Genomic DNA, 18,930 nt, shown 5'->3' on the forward strand with positions numbered 1-18,930 from the left:
TTAGAATTTCAAAAAGCCCGTTCTGGCTTGCAGCCAGCCAGGAAGAAATACCTCGCAATGGCTATCTCTCGACACCTCTCTATGGACGTTGTCTGGCAATACTTGATTAGAAGTTGGCGCTTGTTGCCTCACCTTCATTATCGGTCTGAGGATCACCACTTGATCTCACGCTGATAGTTCGATTACGAATATCGATCAGATAGACTCCGTAGCGGTAGATTCCTTTGGTTCCATTGTTGCCATTACCTTCGACCTGGGTGTTGCCGCGATAGACAAAACTTTCGTGGGGACCAAAGAATTCTTGAGGGTCGATAGGTGGTTGTTCCAGTAATGGCTGCCCGTAGACCACCAATGGTTGGTGGTACTCTTTAGCGACTTCACTGAAATCCCAGATAACTCGCATGCCGCCCTCAATTGTAATTTGCAACGGTTCGACCTTGAGATTCTCTCCATCTGGAAGCACCTGTACTTGGATCAGGCGTTCTTGTTCGGATTTCCTCTTCAGTGAAAAAGGAAGCCACTGGGAAAAAATGACGGCGGCATTATGATCGCTGTGCACGCCAAATCCTCGCTGGATCAGTGTGCGGAAATGGAATTGCGAGGTATCGGATTGCGCATTGACAGCCAGAACCTGATTGCGCCCCACCACAACCTGTTCGAAGGGGCCATTGGCAATGATGGTGTGACCGTCATTGTTGCTGAACTCCACCATGGGAGACCAGCCTGAAGGCAGGTTTTGAAAGCGCAGCAACAGATTACTACCAGTGAGGATCGAGAGCGCTTGCACAGACATATTTAATTCGAGTGTCTTAGAATCGAAATTCACATCGACAATATAATCCGGTGCGGCAGTATCGAGCGTTTTGATAGTAGACATTTGTCCTCCTTTTTGACAATCGCCATTTGGTTTGGCGTGTTTATTGTTTCCAGTCATTCTGCCTGGTTCAAGGATTATACCCACTGGCCATATTGCTACAAGGCTTTGTGTTGGAAGTGTCGGCAGTGTCGGCACTGACACTGCCGACACTGGGTCTAATCACTTGATAAGTAGTTAACTTATTGTTTTTATTGATTTTTAAAGTTGGCATAAGTTTTGACTCCAATACTACTGCCATACGGCGTGCAGCACGCGTCCTCAGGGCGAAGCTGCGACAATTTATTTTATTTAAACAGGAGTCTTACCAATGCCTACCTATACTCTCAATATCGATTTTTGCAAACAGGACCTGGACACACTGTACAAGGCTGGAGAAAAGGTCACCTTGATCAAGCAGTCTTCCAACGGACAACCCGTGGCCTGGGTAGCCTTCTACCCCTTTGAAAATAACACCGTCATCTGGGAACAGGAGTATGCCCTCTATGCTTCCACCACCCAGATTCAAGGCGGAGCCACAATTCACAAAATGTCAGATGATATGGCTCAGGAGCAGATGATGTACGCTTTTCAGAACGGTAATTTTGGTACACCCCATGCATCTAGTCAGTTATCCGAGGGCCAATATGGTGTCGCCAACCAGACACCTATTGATCAAGCCGCAGGTCTTACCTTCGGCCTGGCGCAGAGCGTGCAGGTGAATGGCAGCGCTTACCCAAACAAGCCGATTAATGCGGACTGGGTGCCCAGCAAGCATGTGGCCACTTTTACGCCATACGAGAATATCATGTTGTTTATGAATAATAATATTCAAGACGGTATGGTGGTGACGGAAATTTTCAGCCCAAGCCTAACCTTGACCTTTGGTGGCGCCACTACGGAACTCACCGCCGACTACAACGCTGCTACCGGCAGGTTTGCACAGGCGTAATATTCATGCCTTGGAGGGCCTCCGTAACGGGGCCCTATGCAAAGAAGAGTGCAAATGAGTTTTGCAGACAGTAGTACAATCGTACTGACAAAGGTATTGTTGATCTGCGCGTGTAAGGTTTCTCTAATAGGCGCATGAAGGTACGAGCCAATAATTTAGAGACATTACCGAGCCGAAAAATACCCATGCAAAACAGGCGTTGTCGATTTGAACCATGATCGGCCACCGACCGAGTGTGACCGTCATTCCCCATAAGGCGTTGCATCAAGGTCTGCGAAGAAGGCATAACGGATACAAATGCGGGTAAGCTTGATATTGAATGAATTTATTCAATTTGCTGCGTCCAACAACATCTGCTGTAACGCGCTGGCGGCATTGCTCAGAGTGCGGCCGCGATGGCTGATCACGCCGAGGTTGCGCAGGATCTGTAATTTTTCCACGGGCAAAATCGCAAGGCTGTTATCCACCAGGGTGCGCGGAAGCACGCTCCAGCCGAGCCCCACACAGGCCATCATCTTGATGGTCTCCAGGAAGTTGGTGGCCAGCTTGGCCGAAAGCTTCAAGCCGTGGGCATCAAACTCCCGCTTGATCAGGCGCCCGGTGTAGGTATTGAGGTCCGGCAGTATGGCGGGATAGTTGGCCAGGTCGGTCAGTGCCAATTCAGAAATCCTTGTCAGGGGATGGTCCGGCGCGGCCACCACGACACAGGGGTCGGGCCAGATAATCTGCGCATTGAGTTGTGGGTATTCTTTCAGGGCCAGGGTTACTACAGCCAACTCGTATTGGGCCGCCATCAGCGCCTCGTAGGCCTGTTCGGAATCCACGAAGTCGATGTCCAGGGTTACCTGCGGATAGCGATTGCTGAACTCCCTGAGTACTGGCGGCAGGTGGTGCAGCCCTACATGGTGGCTGGTGGCGATACGCAGGCTGCCGTTTACAGAGCTGCCAAGGGCGCGCAGTTCCCGCTCAGTGTCGCTGATCTCATTGAGGATATGGCGGGCACGGGGTAACAGGGCCTGTCCGGCATCGGTCAACTGCAAGCGCCGTCCAATGCGGTTGAACAGCGCTGTGCCAAGTTGCTGTTCGAGGGTCGCAAGGCGCTTGCTCGCCGCGGGCTGTGTCAGGTGCAGTTGAGCCGCCCCCTCTGAAACGGAGCCCCGCTCGGCAATGGCCAGAAAGGCCCTAAGCCATTGAATTTCCAAGCGCAGTACCCCCCTCGATTAACTGCAGTGGCAGAGCGGATTAGCCGCCCTTAAGTGTTCGAAAATACATGCTATCCCAAGAACACTTTTGAATTCCATAAAGGAATAGGTTCAATAATAAACATAAATTGGTGTTATTTGTTGCGGCTGGGTAGACTCGGCCTCTAAACCATTGAGAGGACAGGCTGTGGCTGCGCAAACACTCTACGATAAGTTGTGGCAAGACCACTTGGTCAAGGCCCATAACGATGGCTCCGCACTGATCTATATTGACCGTCACCTGATTCATGAAGTGACTTCCCCCCAGGCTTTTGAAGGCCTGCGGCTGTCGGGGCGCAAGCCCTGGCGCAAGGATTCCCTAGTCGCCACACCGGATCACAATGTGCCCTCCGAGACTGTCGAGCGCGCCGCCGGTGTGCAGGGTATTCGCGACGATATTTCCCGCATACAGGTACAGACCCTGGACGAGAATTGCCGGGATTTCGATGTAGTGCAGTTTGGCATCAACGAACCCGGGCAGGGCATTGTGCATGTTATCGGCCCTGAGACCGGAGCGACACTGCCCGGTATGACCGTGGTCTGTGGTGACTCCCACACCTCCACCCACGGCGCCCTCGGCGCGCTGGCCCACGGCATCGGCACCTCCGAAGTAGAGCATGTGATGGCCACCCAGTGCCTGATCCAGAGAAAAATGAAGAATATGCTGGTGCGTGTGGATGGCGAGTTGTGCCCAGGCGTTACTGCCAAGGATGTCGTGCTGGCGATTGTTGGCAAAATCGGTACCGCCGGTGGTACCGGCTATGGGATCGAATTCGGCGGAGAAGTGATCCGCAAAATGTCCATGGAAGGCCGTATGACCGTGTGCAATATGGCCATTGAGGCCGGCGCGCGCGCGGGTATGGTGGCGGTGGACCAGATTACCCTCGATTACGTGAAGGGCAAGCCCTATGCCCCCAAAGGCGAACAGTGGGACAGGGCAGTTGAGGCCTGGAAGCACCTGCACTCCGATGACGATGCCAACTTTGATGCTGTGATCGAACTGCGCGGCGAGGATATCGAGCCCCAGGTCAGTTGGGGGACTTCACCGGAAATGGTGGCGCCGATCAGTGCCCGGGTGCCGGACCCCGCTGCCGAGGGCGATGCCACCAAGCGCACCGGCATGATGCGCGCCCTCGAATATATGGGACTCACGGCGGGGCAGAATATCAGTGACATCAAACTGGACCGCGTATTTATCGGCTCCTGCACCAACTCCCGTATCGAAGATCTGCGCGCTGCTGCGGCAGTCGCAAAAGGCCGCCGCAAAGCGGACAGCGTCAAGCAGGTGCTGATCGTGCCCGGCTCCCAGGCGGTGAAGGTCCAGGCGGAGCGGGAAGGATTGCACGAAATTTTTGTCGAAGCGGGTTTTGAATGGCGCGAGCCATCCTGCTCCATGTGTCTGGCCATGAATGCGGACAAGCTGGGAGCCGGCGAGCACTGTGCCTCCACCTCCAATCGCAACTTTGAAGGGCGCCAGGGCTACGGTGGCCGCACCCACCTGGTGAGCCCGAACATGGCCGCGGCGGCGGCCATTGCCGGGCACTTTGTGGATGTGCGCGAGATGGCGCCGGTACCAGCGGAAGAGGAGAGGGTCTGATGAAAGCGTTTACCCAACACGAAGGGCTTGTGGTGCCCATGGATCGCGCCAATGTGGATACGGACCTGATCATCCCCAAACAATTCCTAAAATCCATCAAGCGCACCGGCTTTGGCCCCAACCTGTTTGATGAATTGCGCTACCTGGATGAGGGTTTTCCCGACCGGGACTGTTCCGGCCGCCCCCGCAATCCGGAATTCCCCTTAAACTTCCCCCGCTACCAGGGCGGCTCTGTGCTGCTGGCGCGGGAGAATTTCGGTTGTGGTTCCAGCCGTGAGCACGCTCCCTGGGCCTTGGACGACTACGGCTTCCGCGCGATTATTGCGCCCAGCTTTGCCGATATCTTTTTCAACAACTGCTTTAAAAACGGCCTGTTGCCGATTGTGCTGCCGGAACAAGTGGTGCATCGCCTGTTCGAGGAAACCTATGCACAGGCGGGGTACGTGCTCACTATTGATCTGGAGCAGCAGCAGGTACGCAAACCCTGCGGCGAGGCGATTCCCTTTGAAGTGGACGCATTCCACAAGCACTGCCTGCTCAACGGTCTCGATCATATCGGCCTGACCCTGGAGCACTCAGAGGATATTCGTGCCTATGAAGCGGCACGGCGAGAAAAGGCCCCCTGGCTTTTCGATGCGATTCAATAATTAAAGGAAATATACGTGACAAAAAAAGTGATGATTCTACCGGGCGATGGCATTGGTCCGGAGATTGTTGAGCAGGCCATGGCAGTACTGGAAGCCGCGTCTGGAAAATTGAATCTGGGGCTTCGCTTTGAGCGGGGCCTGATCGGCGGTGCCTCGATTGATACCCACGGCGAGCCACTCACCGATGCAGCGCTCGAGGCTGCGGGCGAGTGCGATGCGGTCCTGCTCGGTGCCGTGGGTGGTCCCCAGTGGGACACCCTGGCGCGGGAAATCCGCCCGGAGAAGGGCCTGCTGAAAATCCGCAGCGGTCTTGGGCTCTACGCCAATCTGCGTCCGGCGATACTCTACCCGCAGTTGGCCGACGCCTCCTCGCTGAAACCGGAAGTGGTTTCCGGGCTGGATATTTTGATTGTGCGGGAGCTGACCGGCGGCATTTATTTCGGTGAGCCCCGCGGTATCCGCACCCTGGAAAACGGTGAACGCCAGGGTTTCAACACCTATGTATACAGCGAATCGGAAATCGAGCGTATCGCGCGCAGCGCGTTCGAGGCGGCGCAAAAGCGCAACGGCAAACTCTGCTCCGTGGACAAGGCCAATGTGTTGGAAGTGACTGTGCTGTGGCGCGAGGTGCTGGATCGCCTGGCGCCGGAGTATCCGGATGTGGCGCTGTCGCATATGTACGTGGACAATGCAGCCATGCAACTGGTGCGCGCGCCCAAGCAGTTCGATGTAATGGTGACCGGTAATATGTTCGGGGATATTCTCTCCGACGCTGCCGCCATGCTCACCGGCTCCATTGGCATGTTGCCGTCCGCATCCCTGAATGAAAGCGGTTTTGGCCTGTATGAGCCCTGCCACGGCTCTGCACCGGATATTGCTGGCCAGGGCATTGCCAATCCGCTGGCCACGATCCTGTCTGCCGCCATGATGCTGCGCTACTCCCTGGATATGAGCGAAGCGGCGGCTGCCATTGAGGCCGCAGTGCGCAAGGTGCTCGACCATGGGTTGCGCACCGCCGATATTCACACGGAAGGCTGCCAGAAGGTCTCCACCGCAGAAATGGGCGCTGCCGTCGTATCTGCGCTGTAACCGGCGCAACGGTTTCCACTGCCGCGCTGCCTTTCTCGGCGCGTAGATTGATCACACCACGCAAGGACATCGCAATGCAAAAAATAGGGTTTATCGGTTGGCGCGGCATGGTCGGCTCGGTATTACTGGAGCGCATGCGCACAGAGGGTGACTTCACCCATATCGCCGAACCGGTTTTCTTCTCTACCTCCAACGCCGGTGGTAAGGCGCCGGCTATTGGCCGCGCACTGCCCCCCTTGAGAGATGCCTACGATATCGACGCGCTGGCGCAGTTGGATGCGATTGTCAGCTGCCAGGGTGGCGACTATACCAAGGAGGTGTTCTCCCACCTGCGCGAGGTGGGCTGGAAGGGGTACTGGATTGATGCCGCCTCCAGCCTGCGTATGCGGGATGATGCGGTGATTGTGCTGGACCCGGTCAACCGGGATGTGATCGACAGAGCCATTGATGCCGGGCAAAAGCACTTTATTGGCGGCAACTGCACCGTGAGTCTGATGCTGATGGCCCTTGGGGGCCTGTTTAAGGCGGATCTGGTGGAGTGGGTCAGCGCCATGACCTACCAGGCCGCCAGTGGTGCCGGCGCGCGCAATATGCGTGAGCTGATTGCACAGATGGGCACTATTCGCGATGGGGTCGCCACCGAGTTGGCAGACCCTGCCAGGGCAATTCTGGAGATCGACCGCAAGGTGGCCGCTGATATGCGCTCGTCCGAATTTCCCACGGAAGCCTGCGGCGCACCCCTGGCCGGCAGCTTGCTGCCCTGGATCGACACCCAACTGGAAAACGGCCAGAGCCGGGAGGAGTGGAAGGCCCAGGTAGAGGCGAACAAGATCCTGCACACTGCCAGACCGGTCCCGGTGGATGGCACCTGTGTGCGTATTGGCGCAATGCGTTGCCACAGCCAGGCATACACCGTGAAGCTGAAAAAAGATCTGCCTATGGCGGAGATCGAGCAGATTCTCAGCAGTGCCAACGATTGGGTCTGTGTGGTACCCAATGATCGCGAGGCCACTCTGACGGCACTGACACCCACGGCGGTGACCGGCAAGTTGACTATTCCCGTGGGGCGTCTGCGCAAACTGAGTATGGGGCCCGAATACCTGAACGCCTTTACTGTAGGCGATCAGTTACTGTGGGGGGCGGCCGAGCCACTGCGCCGTATTCTGCTGATATTACTGGGCAGACTGTAACCGCGGGCCTGGCAGAGACCCCAGAGGGCGCGCCTTTCGGAGCCTGCTAGTGGAGGGCATTTTGCCAAGCTGTGAACTCCTTCGCGTTAAAAGCCGCAACGGGTTGCCATAGTGGCTTTTTCGACTTTTTTCCGCAGGTATAATCGCCCCTCGCTTTTTTCCAATCCAACCAAGTGAATCATCATGTCTGAAACCACCCGCGAACTGGTCATTGTCGGTGTCGATAGCGCCGCCTTTGCCCCTCTGCTGGAAATACTGGGAGAGCGGGAAATGATCTCCGCCGAGCAGTTGATTTTGCTGGAGACCGAGGAGCGCGAAGTGGACCCGCAGGTATTTGCCAATCGCACAATTCCCGTACAGTCCCTGGGGAAATTTGTTTTTAACGACGCACAGGTGGTTGTTCTGCTGAGGTCAGGCGACGACGTCGCGACCGCTATGGCTGCCGCTGAACAAAACGGGGCCTGGGTGCTGGATGCCGCTGCCATTACCCGTGGCGACGAAAGCGCCGCGCTGATCCATCCCGTGTTGAACAGTGCAGAATTGGCGAATCTTGAGCGCCGGGTTGTAGCACTGCCCAGTGCCGGCGCCGCAATGGTGGCCGAGGCGCTGGTGCCGCTGAAAGACGGGCTGCAGTCTGTATATGTGCAATTAAACCAACCGGTATCCGCGCTGGGCAAGGCCGCCATCGATTCTATGGCCGCGCAAACGGCGTGCATGTTCAGCGGCCAGGATGCAGAGATTGACCCCGCTATTGGCCACCGCCTGGCATTCAACCAATTGAGTACCAGTGAGGCCCCACTCTCCAGCGGACATACTTTGAGTGAGCTGACCCTGATCCACGACCTGCGCCGCCTGCTGGGTGAGGCTGTGGCATTTGACGCCAGTATCACTACGGTTGCCGTATTCCACGGGCAACTGGCCAACCTGGGTGTCGTGTTTAAAGAGGATATCGATCTGGAAAAAGTGCGCGCCTTGTTGGGCAATGGCGCGCGTCTGCAGTTGGTGGAGCAGCCCTCGACGGAAAATGCCGTGGGCAGCGAAGTGACACTCATTGGCCGCTTGCGCCAAAGTCTACTCGACAAGCGCCAGTTAAACCTCTGCGCGGTATCTGACAATCTGCGCAAGGACGTTGCGATGAACTGCGCACAAATTGCTCACTTGTTGCTAAAAAGCTACTGATAATTAATACTTAGCCGCCATAGTGAAGGTGTAATCTTAACTCTGGTGCGGCTGGGAGTGGCGAGCTATTCGTCGCGGTTGGCGGCTGCCTGCACGGCGGTCAGATAGTCGAACGATTACCGTTCAGTAATGGGGATTTTCTGAAGCTGCGCTTTTCGAAAGCCCTGGGCAGATTCTAACAATAAAGGGAATCGGATATGCGTGTGCGTAAGCTGGCACTTGCAGTTGGTCTAGTCGGTGCACTGGGAAGCAACGCGGCCCTGGCGCTCGGACTGGGGGAGATCAAGCTCAACTCCACCCTGAATCAGCCGCTCAGCGCGGAAATCGGACTGCTGCAGACACGCGGTCTGGATGATACGGAGATCAAGGTCCGCCTCGCGGGGCCGGAGGAGTTCGAGCGCGCGGAGGTGGAGCGTTCCTACTTGCTCACATCGCTGCAATTCGATGTGGATTCCTCGGGCAGCAGTCCGGTGATCCGCATATCCAGCCGCGAGCCGATCCGTGAGCCCTATTTGAATTTCCTTGTCGAAACCCGCTGGCCCAGCGGACGTCTGTTGCGCGAGTACACCCTGTTGATGGACCTGCCGGCATTCTCGCCGAATACGACCCAGCAACCGGTGCGCGCCGCGGAGCGCGAGCGCCAACAGGTGCGCCGCGACACGCCGGTACAGCGCCCGGTAGAGTCAGCGCAGCAGTCGGCAACCCAGCCCGAAGTTGAACAGCCCCGTGAAACCCCGGCGGTGCAACAACCCGAGCCCGCGCGCCGCCAGCCCCCGCGCAGTTCTGTAGAGAACACTAACAGCAGCCAGGTCTACGGCCCTGTTTCCTCCTCCGATACGCTATGGGAAATTGCCCTTGAAAACCGGGTTAGCCGGGCGTTTTCCGTGCAGCAGACGATGCTGGCCATTCAGCGCCTGAACCCCGAAGCCTTTATTAGCAACAATATCAATCTGTTGAAAAAAGGTGCCGTACTGCGCCTGCCCAATGCCGATGACCTGCGCAGCCTGAGTCTCACCGAGGCGATTTCACAAGTTGCCGAGCAGAACGATTCCTGGCGCCTGCGCAGTGATGTGGAAGAAATAGCGACAGGCGCGCCATTGGATGCCCGCGCGGTAGAGGAAGAGGATGTCGCAAGCGGCGGAGTTGAAGGCCGTGTAAGCCTAACCGCACCCGCTGATAATGAATCTGTTACCTCCGGTTCCGGCAGTGGCGTGGGGGATAGTGAGGCGCTGGAAGGCGGCCTGACCCTGGCCGAGGAAGAGCTGGATAAATCCCAGTTGGAAAATACTGAACTGCGCGAGCGCATTTCAGAACTCGATGAGCAGATAGATACCATGGAGGCCCTGGTCGACGTCTCCAATGAGGAGATGCATGCGCTACAGTCCGCCGCAGAGCAGTCCGATCCCCTGCTCGATCCCACTGAAATGGATGTCGCAGAGGGTGAACCTCCCCTGGATGGCGCACTTGCCGTCGAGGAAGACGAACCGCTCAATGCCACTATAGAGCAGCCCGAAGAGCAGCCCAAGGAGGAAACCGCAGCCGCGGAGCCTGAAGCGCGCAATCGTGTAGTTTCCGTACAAACCAAGTCAGAGCCCACCCTGATGGAAAGGCTCGGCGGCAATATGCAGCTGATCGGTATTGGTGCCGCAGGCTTGCTGGTGGGCGTATTTGGCCTCTTTACCTGGCGTCGTCGAAAGGCTGAGCAGAAGGAGGTCGAGCAGCCATTGGATCAACGCAGGGCCCCTGAGCAGGAGCCGGTCGGGATGCCCGAAGAGATGCTCGAGCCGGATGAAACCCTGGCTGCTGTGGAGAGTATGGAAGCGGATGACACCTTCGATCTCGCTGACCTGGAGGATGTAGGCACCGATGATCCGGTCTCGGAAGCGGAAATTCACCTGTCCCTGGGCCAGTACGAAAAGGCCGAAAGCAAACTGTTGCAAGGGCTGGAAAAAGACCCACAGGTGGTGGATGCGCGCCTGATGCTGATGGAAGTGTACGCCCATAATCAGGATGTGAAGAAATTCGACGATCACTACCGCCAGCTGCTGGCTATCAGCGACGGCCCGGTCGCCGACCGCGCTGCACGTTTGCGCGAGACCATCACGGGAGCGCCGGATTTCGAGGCGCCCACGGTGGATTTTTCCAGCGAATCTCTGGAAGCCGCGCAATTGGATGATATGGGCGCTGAACGGGATCTGGTCCCATCCAGCGAATCGCTGGTTTTGGATTCCAGTGCCGAGCCGATGGCCTCGGACCCGGGCGATGTGTTTAAGGAGGATACCTCACTGCTCGATGAACTGACCATGGACTTGACCCTGGATGACGGCGAAGGCGTTGACAGCGCTGCCGGGCAGGCTTTATCCCTGGACCTGGAGTTGGATCTGGAAACAACACCCGAAGAGCAGGCCCGGACCGCCGGGGAAGCGTCCACCTCCCCGGCTGTTGAGTTCAATTTGGATGAATTGGATCTGGACAGTGTCCTCGCCGACAGCAGCCTGCAGCCTGGTGCTGAGACTCAGGCGGAACCGGATCATGAGTTGAACCTTGACAGTCTGGAGCTGGATTCCCTGGAACTGGATACGGTCGCTTTGGATGCCGGGACCAAGGCACCTGATACAGGTGAGGCCGCAGAGGGTAATGCCGGAAAGGAGACCGCCGACGCTTCAAGTAATGGTCTGGATTTTGAGCTGGACCTGTCAATGATGGACGATCAGGCTGGGGTCAAGGGGGAAGAGCGTGCCCCTCTCGCCGCGGATGGTGCTGATACCCTTGTTCTGGATGGCGCCCTGGAAGTGCAATCTATTGACGGGAGTAATGCCGGGCCGGAAAACAAGGATGCCGGTATTGAGGAGAGTCTGTCTCTGGAGGCGATTTCCGAAGACGAGCTGGCAATGATCGGAGGCGAGCTGGAATCGGAATTGGATCTTGACAGTATCGACCTGGACGATATCGCCAAAGACTTGTCCTCTATGGAAGCGTTGTCTGTGCAGACGGATACAACTTCTAACGGACAATCTGGCGGTAGTGCGTTGTCTCCAGGTGAAGATTCCGTCGGGGAGGAACTCTCCCTTGAGGATGAATTGGCACTGATTGATGCACCCACTGGTGATGACCTCACCCTGGAAGAGGACCAGGGACTCTCGGCTGGGGCAGCGGCTAAAACCACGCCACAGCTTGAGGCTGTTATTGAGAAAGAGCAGGGTGTGGAATCTGATTTTGACGATCTGGATTTCAGCCTGGAAAGTGATCTCAATCCCGAGTTGAGCCTGCTGGAAGGCGGTGATGAGATGGAAACCAAGTTGGAACTGGCGCAGGCCTATCTGGATATGGGCGATGAGGATGGTGCCAAGGATATTCTCAAGGAGGTGGCCCAGGATGGCGAAGGTGAACACAAAAACCGTGCCGAGAAAATGCTGGAGCGTATGGTGTAAACCGCGACTGCAATTCGCATCGAAAAACCTCGCACTGGCTGCGAGGTTTTTTTATTGTGCCACATGGGGTGCGTTTACAGAGGGCAGCTCATACCCTGAGGTGTGTCGGTTTTTAAGAGTAATTGTGGATATATGTGTCAGTCGATACCGCGTGAATACCGTTATAAGCCTAATGGGGAAGTGCCCCCCGGTGAGAAGCTGCCCCGGGGCCTGCATCGTATTGCTTTGGGCATTGAATACTGTGGTGCCCGGCTGCACGGTTTCCAGAAACAGAATTCTGCCGTGGAAACCGTACAGGCCCAGCTTGAGCTGGCCCTCTCCACGATTGCCGCAGAGCCTGTAACCCTGGTCTGTGCCGGGCGCACCGATGCAGGTGTGCACGCCACCCACCAGGTTATTCACTTTGACACCCGTGCTCAGCGCCCGCAACGGGCCTGGGTTCAGGGCGTGAATACCAAGTTGCCCGAAGCGGTGCGGGTGCGCTGGGCCCAAGAGATGCCCGCGCAGTTCCACGCCCGCTTTTCCGCCCAGGCGCGCAGTTATCGCTACCTGATCCACAGCGCGCCTACCCGCTCGGCTCACAGTGCGGCAGAAGTCACCTGGACCCAACACCCCCTGGATCTCGCGGCCATGCGCGAGGGCGCCAGCCACCTGCTGGGGCGCCACGATTTCAGCAGCTTCCGCGCTTCCCAGTGCCAGGCCAAAAGCCCCGTGCGGGAAGTCACCCGTTTGGATATTGCCCGCGTCGGGTACCTGATTGTGCTGGAAGTCAGTGCCAATGCCTTCCTGCACCATATGGTACGCAATATCACCGGAGTGCTAATGGCGGTGGGGCGCGGCGAACACCCGCCGGAATGGGTAAAAGCCGTGCTCGACCAGCGAGATCGCTGTGCCGGCGGTGTCACCGCACCGCCGTTTGGCCTCTACCTGGTGGATGTGCGATACCCGCAAACATTTCAACTGCCCCGGTGTGAGCCGGGGCCGCTGCTGGTGCCTTTACCGCTGGGAGCGTTATTGCAAACTTAATCGGGCAAAAGGCCCTTCAGGTGTAAGAGAACAAGTAACCTCATCCTTTAATTCACTCGACAGATCTGCTTTTGTTCCGTTCTGAAGATTCCATGGCAACAGGGTTTATTGAGCAATTCCTCCAGCAGGGTCAAACTGGGTGCCCTGCGCTTGCCCAAGTCATCAAAACTGAATTGGTAATCCCCCCAAGCTGACCAAGACCAAGGGCGGCGATACCTACCTGGTTTGCCGCGGCCTGGTATCCCGCCAACCAGAAGCAGGGCGTTTACAGCACGTACTCGGTCTGGGTAGCTACCAGACCCTGGACCATGCTGCATCGATTCCGTCGCGCAGTGACGTCCTGGTCAGGAGGGGCGCAAGGAGCGCGTTGAGACCGGCGAAACCTATTTGGCCATCTCTGAGAGGAAAACTCCATTGCCCTCAAGCGTGATAGATTTTTTAAGGCTCTTTAAAAATAACTATAAATAGTTGTCACACATTGCCCCAATGCTGTGACTTGGTTAATAAGCCTACTAAATCACTCGGAGCAATCATGAAACACATACTTATAGCATCCCTATTAACTGGCGCAATCGTATTATCATCTTTAACCACGCTTGCCGCATCAGAAACACAATGCCTTAATAGCGATATTGTTGGTGAAGGTCGCCCTATTTTATTAATGCCAGGATTTATGAGTGATGAATCAGTATGGAATGAAGTAGCGGCGTCATTGGCGAAAAATTATCAAGTTCATCAGTTAGCGATTGCAGGATTTGGAAAAAATAAAGCCTGTGCCGGAGCACAAACTATCGTTGAGCATATAAATCATGAACTGGAGCATTACATTAATGGCAACAAACTTGAAAATGCAATTTTTATTGGTCATAGCATGGGGGGGTTAATGGCTTTTAATGTGTCCCTTAACCCAAAAATTAGACTGGCTGGTGCGATATCTGTTGATGGCTTGCCTTTTATTGGCCCAATATTCACACGAAATAACGCGACGACGAGCCAAGATTTAGTACCTCAAGCAGGTGCGATTAAAGCGATGTATCAGAAAGCTAATAGTGAAAAGTTAGCCGCTTTAACAAAACAAGGGATTGTCTTACAGACTAATAGAAAGGAGCGCTATCAAGATATTATTGATATGGCAAAACAATCAGACCCTACAACGGCAGGTAGTGCAATTTATAGTGTCATGACGACGGATTTACGTGCTAAACTATCCAAGCTTAACAGCCCTGTATTGCTGGTTGGTGCCAGCGGCGGATTTGCTAGTCAAGAACAAAAAGCTGCGGTACAAGCGCTCTATCAGGCACAACTCGACGGTGCACCACAAGCCTCATTAACAATGAATACCAGGGGACTGCATTTCTTAATGTGGGATCAAACTGGTTGGCTATTACAAACCATGAAACAATTTATTGAAGCACATTCATGAATCAATTATCGAACTTAACGCGTGATTTAAATTTAGCGCAAAAAGGCGATAAAAAAGCTTTCTCTTCGTTAGTTGGTGCACTTACTAACACCGTTCATGCCATTGCATTAGCCATCACAAAAGATTTGCAGCATAGCCATGACGTTAGCCAGCTTGTTTTTATCAAAATATGGCAACAGCTTGGTGAACTTAAAAATAGTAATAGCCTATTGCCATGGGTTAGACAAATCACGCGCTATACGGCCATTAATTTTATTCGCGACAACAAACGTCAAAACGAAACACTGTGTGATGATGAGACGCTTGAATCATTGCTCGATTCATTGTGTAACGAGGAGGTATCACAAGATAAATCTCTTATCAGTGCACAGCAAAATCGGGTGCTCAACCACCTGATTGATCAATTACCCGATGAAAGTCGCGAAATAGTACTGTTGTATTATCATGAAGAGTATGACAGCACAGCGGTTGCGCATTTATTGGGATTAACGACATCTACAGTGCGTAAACGCCTCCAGCGTGTGCGAGAGTTATTAAAAACACAAATTCTCGAGAAATATGGCCGTGTAATTTTTGCAACAGCCCCCGTCGGACTTTCTGCAACGCTTACGCTTACAGCCACAAGTGCGAGTCCCGTTGCTGCGGCAACGTTAAGTTATCAAGCAGGAATAAGCCAAGGTCATTGGTTTATCAAACTGTTTTATATATTAGGTGGCGCTGGCATTGGTGCATTCTTTGGCGTGTTAGCCAACAGCTTCGGTATTAATCGGGATATTAAAAATCTGGACAATCAAAAAGATATCAATACATTTCAACGACTAAAACGTTACGGAAACCTTTGTATCATCACCTGTGCATTAGCCTTAACGGCAAGTTATCAATGGACACAAGGTTGGTTAATGCCCGTCATTACCTACAGCTTATTTATTTTTTGTTTAGCCTTATTTATGCAATCAAGAAATTTAATTAAGCAACAGAATTTGGCACGAAGAGTACGCAATGGCAGGGAGGTTCAACATCAACTTTCGTACAGGCAGTGGGCTTGTAAATTCGGGTATATCATTGGAGTTGGTGGCGGAATTTTCGGGTTAATTATGGGCTTATACCTTAGTGGACGATTTCAACATCTCATATAAATAAAAGGCAACCTGCACGGTAATGGTGATACGCCACTTCAAGTGCCGGGTACCCTTGTACGATGAATGAGTGCGTAGGCGCCTGCGCATGTGTTTTCTCAAGCAGTGGCGCAGACCCCGAACGCGTATCCGTAATCTCATCAAACTGGGCGTACCGGAGCGCCGGGCCATATCGCTCGAAATGAGTTCCAAGGGGCCGTATTGGCTGGCGAAGATGTTTGCAATGCACCAAGGAATCAGCAATTAGTTCCTAAGGAATCCAGGGCTTGTTTCGATAAGGGATAATTGGGTGAAATTTCACTATCCAAATGGATGGTTTTAATGAACAGCCGTATGCGGACCCGCATGTACAGTGGTGTCGGGAGAGCGGGCTAGAAACCCGCCTTTACCCGATTATATGCTGGTTTCATATCCCCAGTGAGCACCTAACAATTATGCTCGATAGCTTCTCATTAGAAAAGTACAGAGTCACATGAGAATCTTCATTATCAGCACATAACTTTTGACGAATTGATGTTTCCCATTGATCACTGCTTAGCAAGCATAATCTGTCTCTTGAATCCATAGTTTTTGTATTAATCCAATTCTTTGGACATTTGTTTAGCTTCGGTTGAGGTGAAAAACTAGTTTCTATTTCCTTGGTAAGAACTTCCACTTTCTGGTTACCTATAATGAATGGTTCCAACCCGCCTGCCTCAATAATCGTAATATTCTTGGTATCACCTGGCCAAGTAGCAAATTGAAATACATAAATTACTAAGATAGCAATACCAAAACCCAATGCGCATATGAAATTCCTGAAAGCCTTCATATTTTACATATAACCCCATTAGCAGCTGCAACCGAAGCGTAGCGTAGGTTGTCCAGCCCGGGCGCTTTAACGCGGGCGATGCTGCTTAAACTTGTTAGGTGCTTTTGCCGTAGTGCTTGTACAAAACAAAGCATGTAGCTAAAAACACCAAAATTTGTATGCAGTGGTGAAAATAAAAATTTGGAAATGCCCAGATGATTATAAGCACCATTGCAAATGAAAGGCTGAGTATAAACCCTGCCTGCAACTTAAATAACAGACTGCTGCCGCCTGCAATAAACATAGAGTATGCAAGCAACAGTAGCTGTACGACCAAAAATATTACTAACCCGCCACCCATTCGATTTGAGACCTAACATTTATATACTGATCACCATGACCAGAATTTCCTTGATCGGCATTTCTGGACAAATTTCGCTCAATTTTCTCAAAAATTCTCTATAAATCAATCAGATACAGAAATTTGGCATTATCATAACATATGGAAAAATGGTCACTCTGAGCAGTATCCCAATAAACAGCACGGAATTTAACCCCTTGTATTTATTGGTTTTTTAGGGGGAATAAGCCTCCCTGCCAAAATAACAGTCACAGTGATCGAAATCCGCCCTCCCATTTGGTCAGAGTATCTATGGAGTCACCCCAACAAAGCGGCTTATCATGGTGCCGCGAGGGGCGACAGTGATCTCGCTTGAGCCCAGCACTGGCTCAAGTGGCAGGCTTTGTCGCGCAGTTCACCCTTGCTGCATTCCCAAATACAACCGCATTACACCCCTGCGCCTGTATCTGTGCAGCATGGGATTTGAGCCAAACCTACACCCGCAACTGTCGCACCTCCGGCCTCCTGTCCATTCATGGAGCCACCTTCTCCAGGTGTAAAAAACCGGTTCACAGGCCGGTTTGTGTGGTTGAGTGTCTGGTAGAGACAACAATTGCAAGATGGCTGATTTATACCTTAGAAATGCAAAAGCCCCAAAATTATGTAACCTCAAAGCTGATGATAAATGGGGTCTGGAACTGTCCAATTTCTATGAATGGCCTCCCTCAAGTTGGGGGTGAGTAACGATCCTGTAGGTGGTGTGGGGAGGGCGGGCTAAAAAACTGCCTTTACCCAATTAGCCGTTTTTCATTAATGCCAACTTAGAGCCGAAGCCGATAAATACAACTCCAGTTATGGAATTTAGCCACTTTTTAAATTGCGCATTGTCTGTGGTTTTTTTTATGCGCGACAACATAAATACCATTGTAGAGAACCACACAAAATTAACTATAGAGTGCGCAGTTACCAATGCATATGCATTTGCTGCCCCCTCATTTGTGGATATAAATTGTGGGAAGGCCGCCAAATAGAACATTGATACTTTGGGGTTAAGCACGTTTGTTAAGAACCCCTCTGAAAACGCGGTGCGCATTGAAACAAGCTTAATATTTTTATAAGTCGAATCTGGTAATTTTGTATTTTTAGCTTTGAAGGCGCTAGCAAGTGCTTTTATACCAATCCAGATTAAATAAGCAGCGCCTAGAATTTTGAAGATAAAAAATGCTTGAGCAGATTGAACGAGAAGTACAGAAATGCCAAATATAGATAATGTACCATGCACGTAAAAAGCAGCTACGAACCCCCAAATATTAGCGAAGCCTGCTTTTTGTCCAGAGAATGGAACTGTTTTGGTGAGGAGGAAACCATTCGGACCAGGTGAAATAACCAACAAAGTCGCTACTGCTATAAAAGTTATGATGTTATTTATATCCACTCAACTCTCCTTAGATAAAGATAAATGCTCAATGACCTATGGACTGAATTTGGGCCGTCCAATTTTTCTAAATGTCTACCCCCAAGTTGGGCGAGTAACGATCCTGAAAGATGGTGTGGGAGGGCCGGCTAGCAGCCCGCCTTTACTCGATTATGCATTTTTTGCTCCCCTGCGCTGAATTGCACTACCAAGATACGCGCCCAGCAATGAGGAGACCACCAATGAAAAGCCATAGATTAGCTTTAGATAATAAGCAGTATCACTGAAATTTAGTAGCCCAAAAAAAATAAACGACGGGAGCACTTGCAACAATGAAAGATAAAAAGCACCCTTTGCGCAAAGATATCCTGTCGTAATTCCCATTACGAAAAACATAATTTGGACTGGGCCTATGAATGTCAACAATTCACTACCAAAGATTTCCGAAAGATAATAAGACAGTTTTTGGGCGTTGCTGATGAATGGCGGCCACAAATACCAGAGTAGGATAACTCCTAACCCGATAGAAAAATGAATTAATGGTGTAAGCTTTTTCATGGCTACTCCAGTTTATTGTTCCGAGGCGGATATATAACGCCACAATAGTCGATACGCTGCGCGC

Annotated in this window: 14 protein-coding genes and 1 pseudogene; 11 read left to right on the plus strand and 4 right to left on the minus strand. The window is 52.8% G+C overall.

Annotation, left to right across the window (positions count from 1 at the left end):
* Positions 1–106: 106 nt before the first annotated feature.
* Entirely contained in the window at positions 107–877 is a 771-nt protein-coding gene (locus tag ACL7TT_RS00410) for a hypothetical protein (RefSeq protein WP_413392229.1), read from the minus strand.
* 307 nt (positions 878–1,184) lie between these two features.
* On the opposite strand from ACL7TT_RS00410, the gene ACL7TT_RS00415 reads away from it, so the two are divergent.
* Positions 1,185–1,805 (plus strand): hypothetical protein, encoded by a 621-nt coding sequence (locus ACL7TT_RS00415; RefSeq protein ID WP_413392230.1) that lies wholly within the window; start codon positions 1,185–1,187, stop codon positions 1,803–1,805.
* 329 nt (positions 1,806–2,134) lie between these two features.
* Here ACL7TT_RS00415 and ACL7TT_RS00420 read toward each other — a convergent pair whose 3' ends face one another.
* Entirely contained in the window at positions 2,135–3,007 is an 873-nt protein-coding gene (locus tag ACL7TT_RS00420; protein ID WP_413392232.1) for a LysR family transcriptional regulator, read from the minus strand.
* A 187-nt stretch (positions 3,008–3,194) separates the two neighbouring features.
* Between ACL7TT_RS00420 and leuC the strand changes: the two genes are divergently transcribed.
* The 10 genes and pseudogenes from leuC to ACL7TT_RS00470 all read left to right on the plus strand — a co-directional run bounded on the left by leuC (position 3,195) and on the right by ACL7TT_RS00470 (position 15,764).
* Positions 3,195–4,643 carry a 3-isopropylmalate dehydratase large subunit gene (gene leuC / locus ACL7TT_RS00425; protein ID WP_413392234.1) on the plus strand — a complete coding sequence of 483 codons (1,449 nt, stop codon included), beginning with the start codon at positions 3,195–3,197 and terminating at the stop codon, positions 4,641–4,643.
* Positions 4,643–5,290: a 3-isopropylmalate dehydratase small subunit gene (leuD, locus tag ACL7TT_RS00430; protein ID WP_413392236.1), complete on the plus strand. Its 648-nt coding sequence runs from the start codon at positions 4,643–4,645 to the stop codon at positions 5,288–5,290. The genes leuC and leuD overlap by 1 nt, the downstream gene beginning before the upstream one ends.
* Before the next feature lie 30 nt (positions 5,291–5,320).
* Complete coding sequence (gene leuB, locus ACL7TT_RS00435) at positions 5,321–6,379, plus strand: 3-isopropylmalate dehydrogenase (RefSeq protein ID WP_413392586.1); 1,059 nt, start codon at positions 5,321–5,323, stop codon at positions 6,377–6,379.
* 74 nt (positions 6,380–6,453) lie between these two features.
* Complete coding sequence (gene asd / locus ACL7TT_RS00440) at positions 6,454–7,569, plus strand: aspartate-semialdehyde dehydrogenase (protein ID WP_299941633.1); 1,116 nt, start codon at positions 6,454–6,456, stop codon at positions 7,567–7,569.
* A gap of 183 nt (positions 7,570–7,752) precedes the next feature.
* Positions 7,753–8,748, plus strand: coding sequence for an Asd/ArgC dimerization domain-containing protein (locus ACL7TT_RS00445; RefSeq protein ID WP_413392238.1), 996 nt, complete (start codon positions 7,753–7,755; stop codon positions 8,746–8,748).
* Positions 8,749–8,945: 197 nt separating this feature from the next.
* Positions 8,946–12,179 (plus strand): FimV/HubP family polar landmark protein, encoded by a 3,234-nt coding sequence (locus ACL7TT_RS00450; protein WP_413392240.1) that lies wholly within the window; start codon positions 8,946–8,948, stop codon positions 12,177–12,179.
* Positions 12,180–12,311: 132 nt separating this feature from the next.
* Complete coding sequence (truA, locus tag ACL7TT_RS00455) at positions 12,312–13,205, plus strand: tRNA pseudouridine(38-40) synthase TruA (RefSeq protein WP_413392242.1); 894 nt, start codon at positions 12,312–12,314, stop codon at positions 13,203–13,205.
* 197 nt (positions 13,206–13,402) lie between these two features.
* Positions 13,403–13,622 (plus strand): annotated as a pseudogene (locus ACL7TT_RS00460) (IS1595 family transposase); the annotation flags it as partial.
* A gap of 115 nt (positions 13,623–13,737) precedes the next feature.
* The gene (locus ACL7TT_RS00465) at positions 13,738–14,628 is read left to right on the plus strand and encodes an alpha/beta fold hydrolase (protein ID WP_413392244.1); all 891 of its coding nucleotides are present in this window, start codon (positions 13,738–13,740) and stop codon (positions 14,626–14,628) included.
* On the plus strand, positions 14,625–15,764 hold the full coding sequence (locus ACL7TT_RS00470) for an RNA polymerase sigma factor (RefSeq protein WP_413392246.1): 1,140 nt from the start codon (positions 14,625–14,627) through the stop codon (positions 15,762–15,764). The genes ACL7TT_RS00465 and ACL7TT_RS00470 overlap by 4 nt, the downstream gene beginning before the upstream one ends.
* 1,926 nt (positions 15,765–17,690) lie before the next feature.
* Here the strand turns inward: ACL7TT_RS00470 and ACL7TT_RS00475 are convergent.
* Complete coding sequence (locus tag ACL7TT_RS00475) at positions 17,691–18,329, minus strand: LysE family translocator (protein ID WP_413392248.1); 639 nt, start codon at positions 18,327–18,329, stop codon at positions 17,691–17,693.
* A gap of 150 nt (positions 18,330–18,479) precedes the next feature.
* Positions 18,480–18,866, minus strand: coding sequence for a hypothetical protein (locus ACL7TT_RS00480; protein WP_413392250.1), 387 nt, complete (start codon positions 18,864–18,866; stop codon positions 18,480–18,482).
* Positions 18,867–18,930: the final 64 nt, after the last annotated feature.

Origin of the sequence: Microbulbifer jejuensis, from assembly GCF_047289955.1 — a bacterium.
Classification (GTDB): Bacteria; Pseudomonadota; Gammaproteobacteria; order Pseudomonadales; family Cellvibrionaceae; genus Microbulbifer.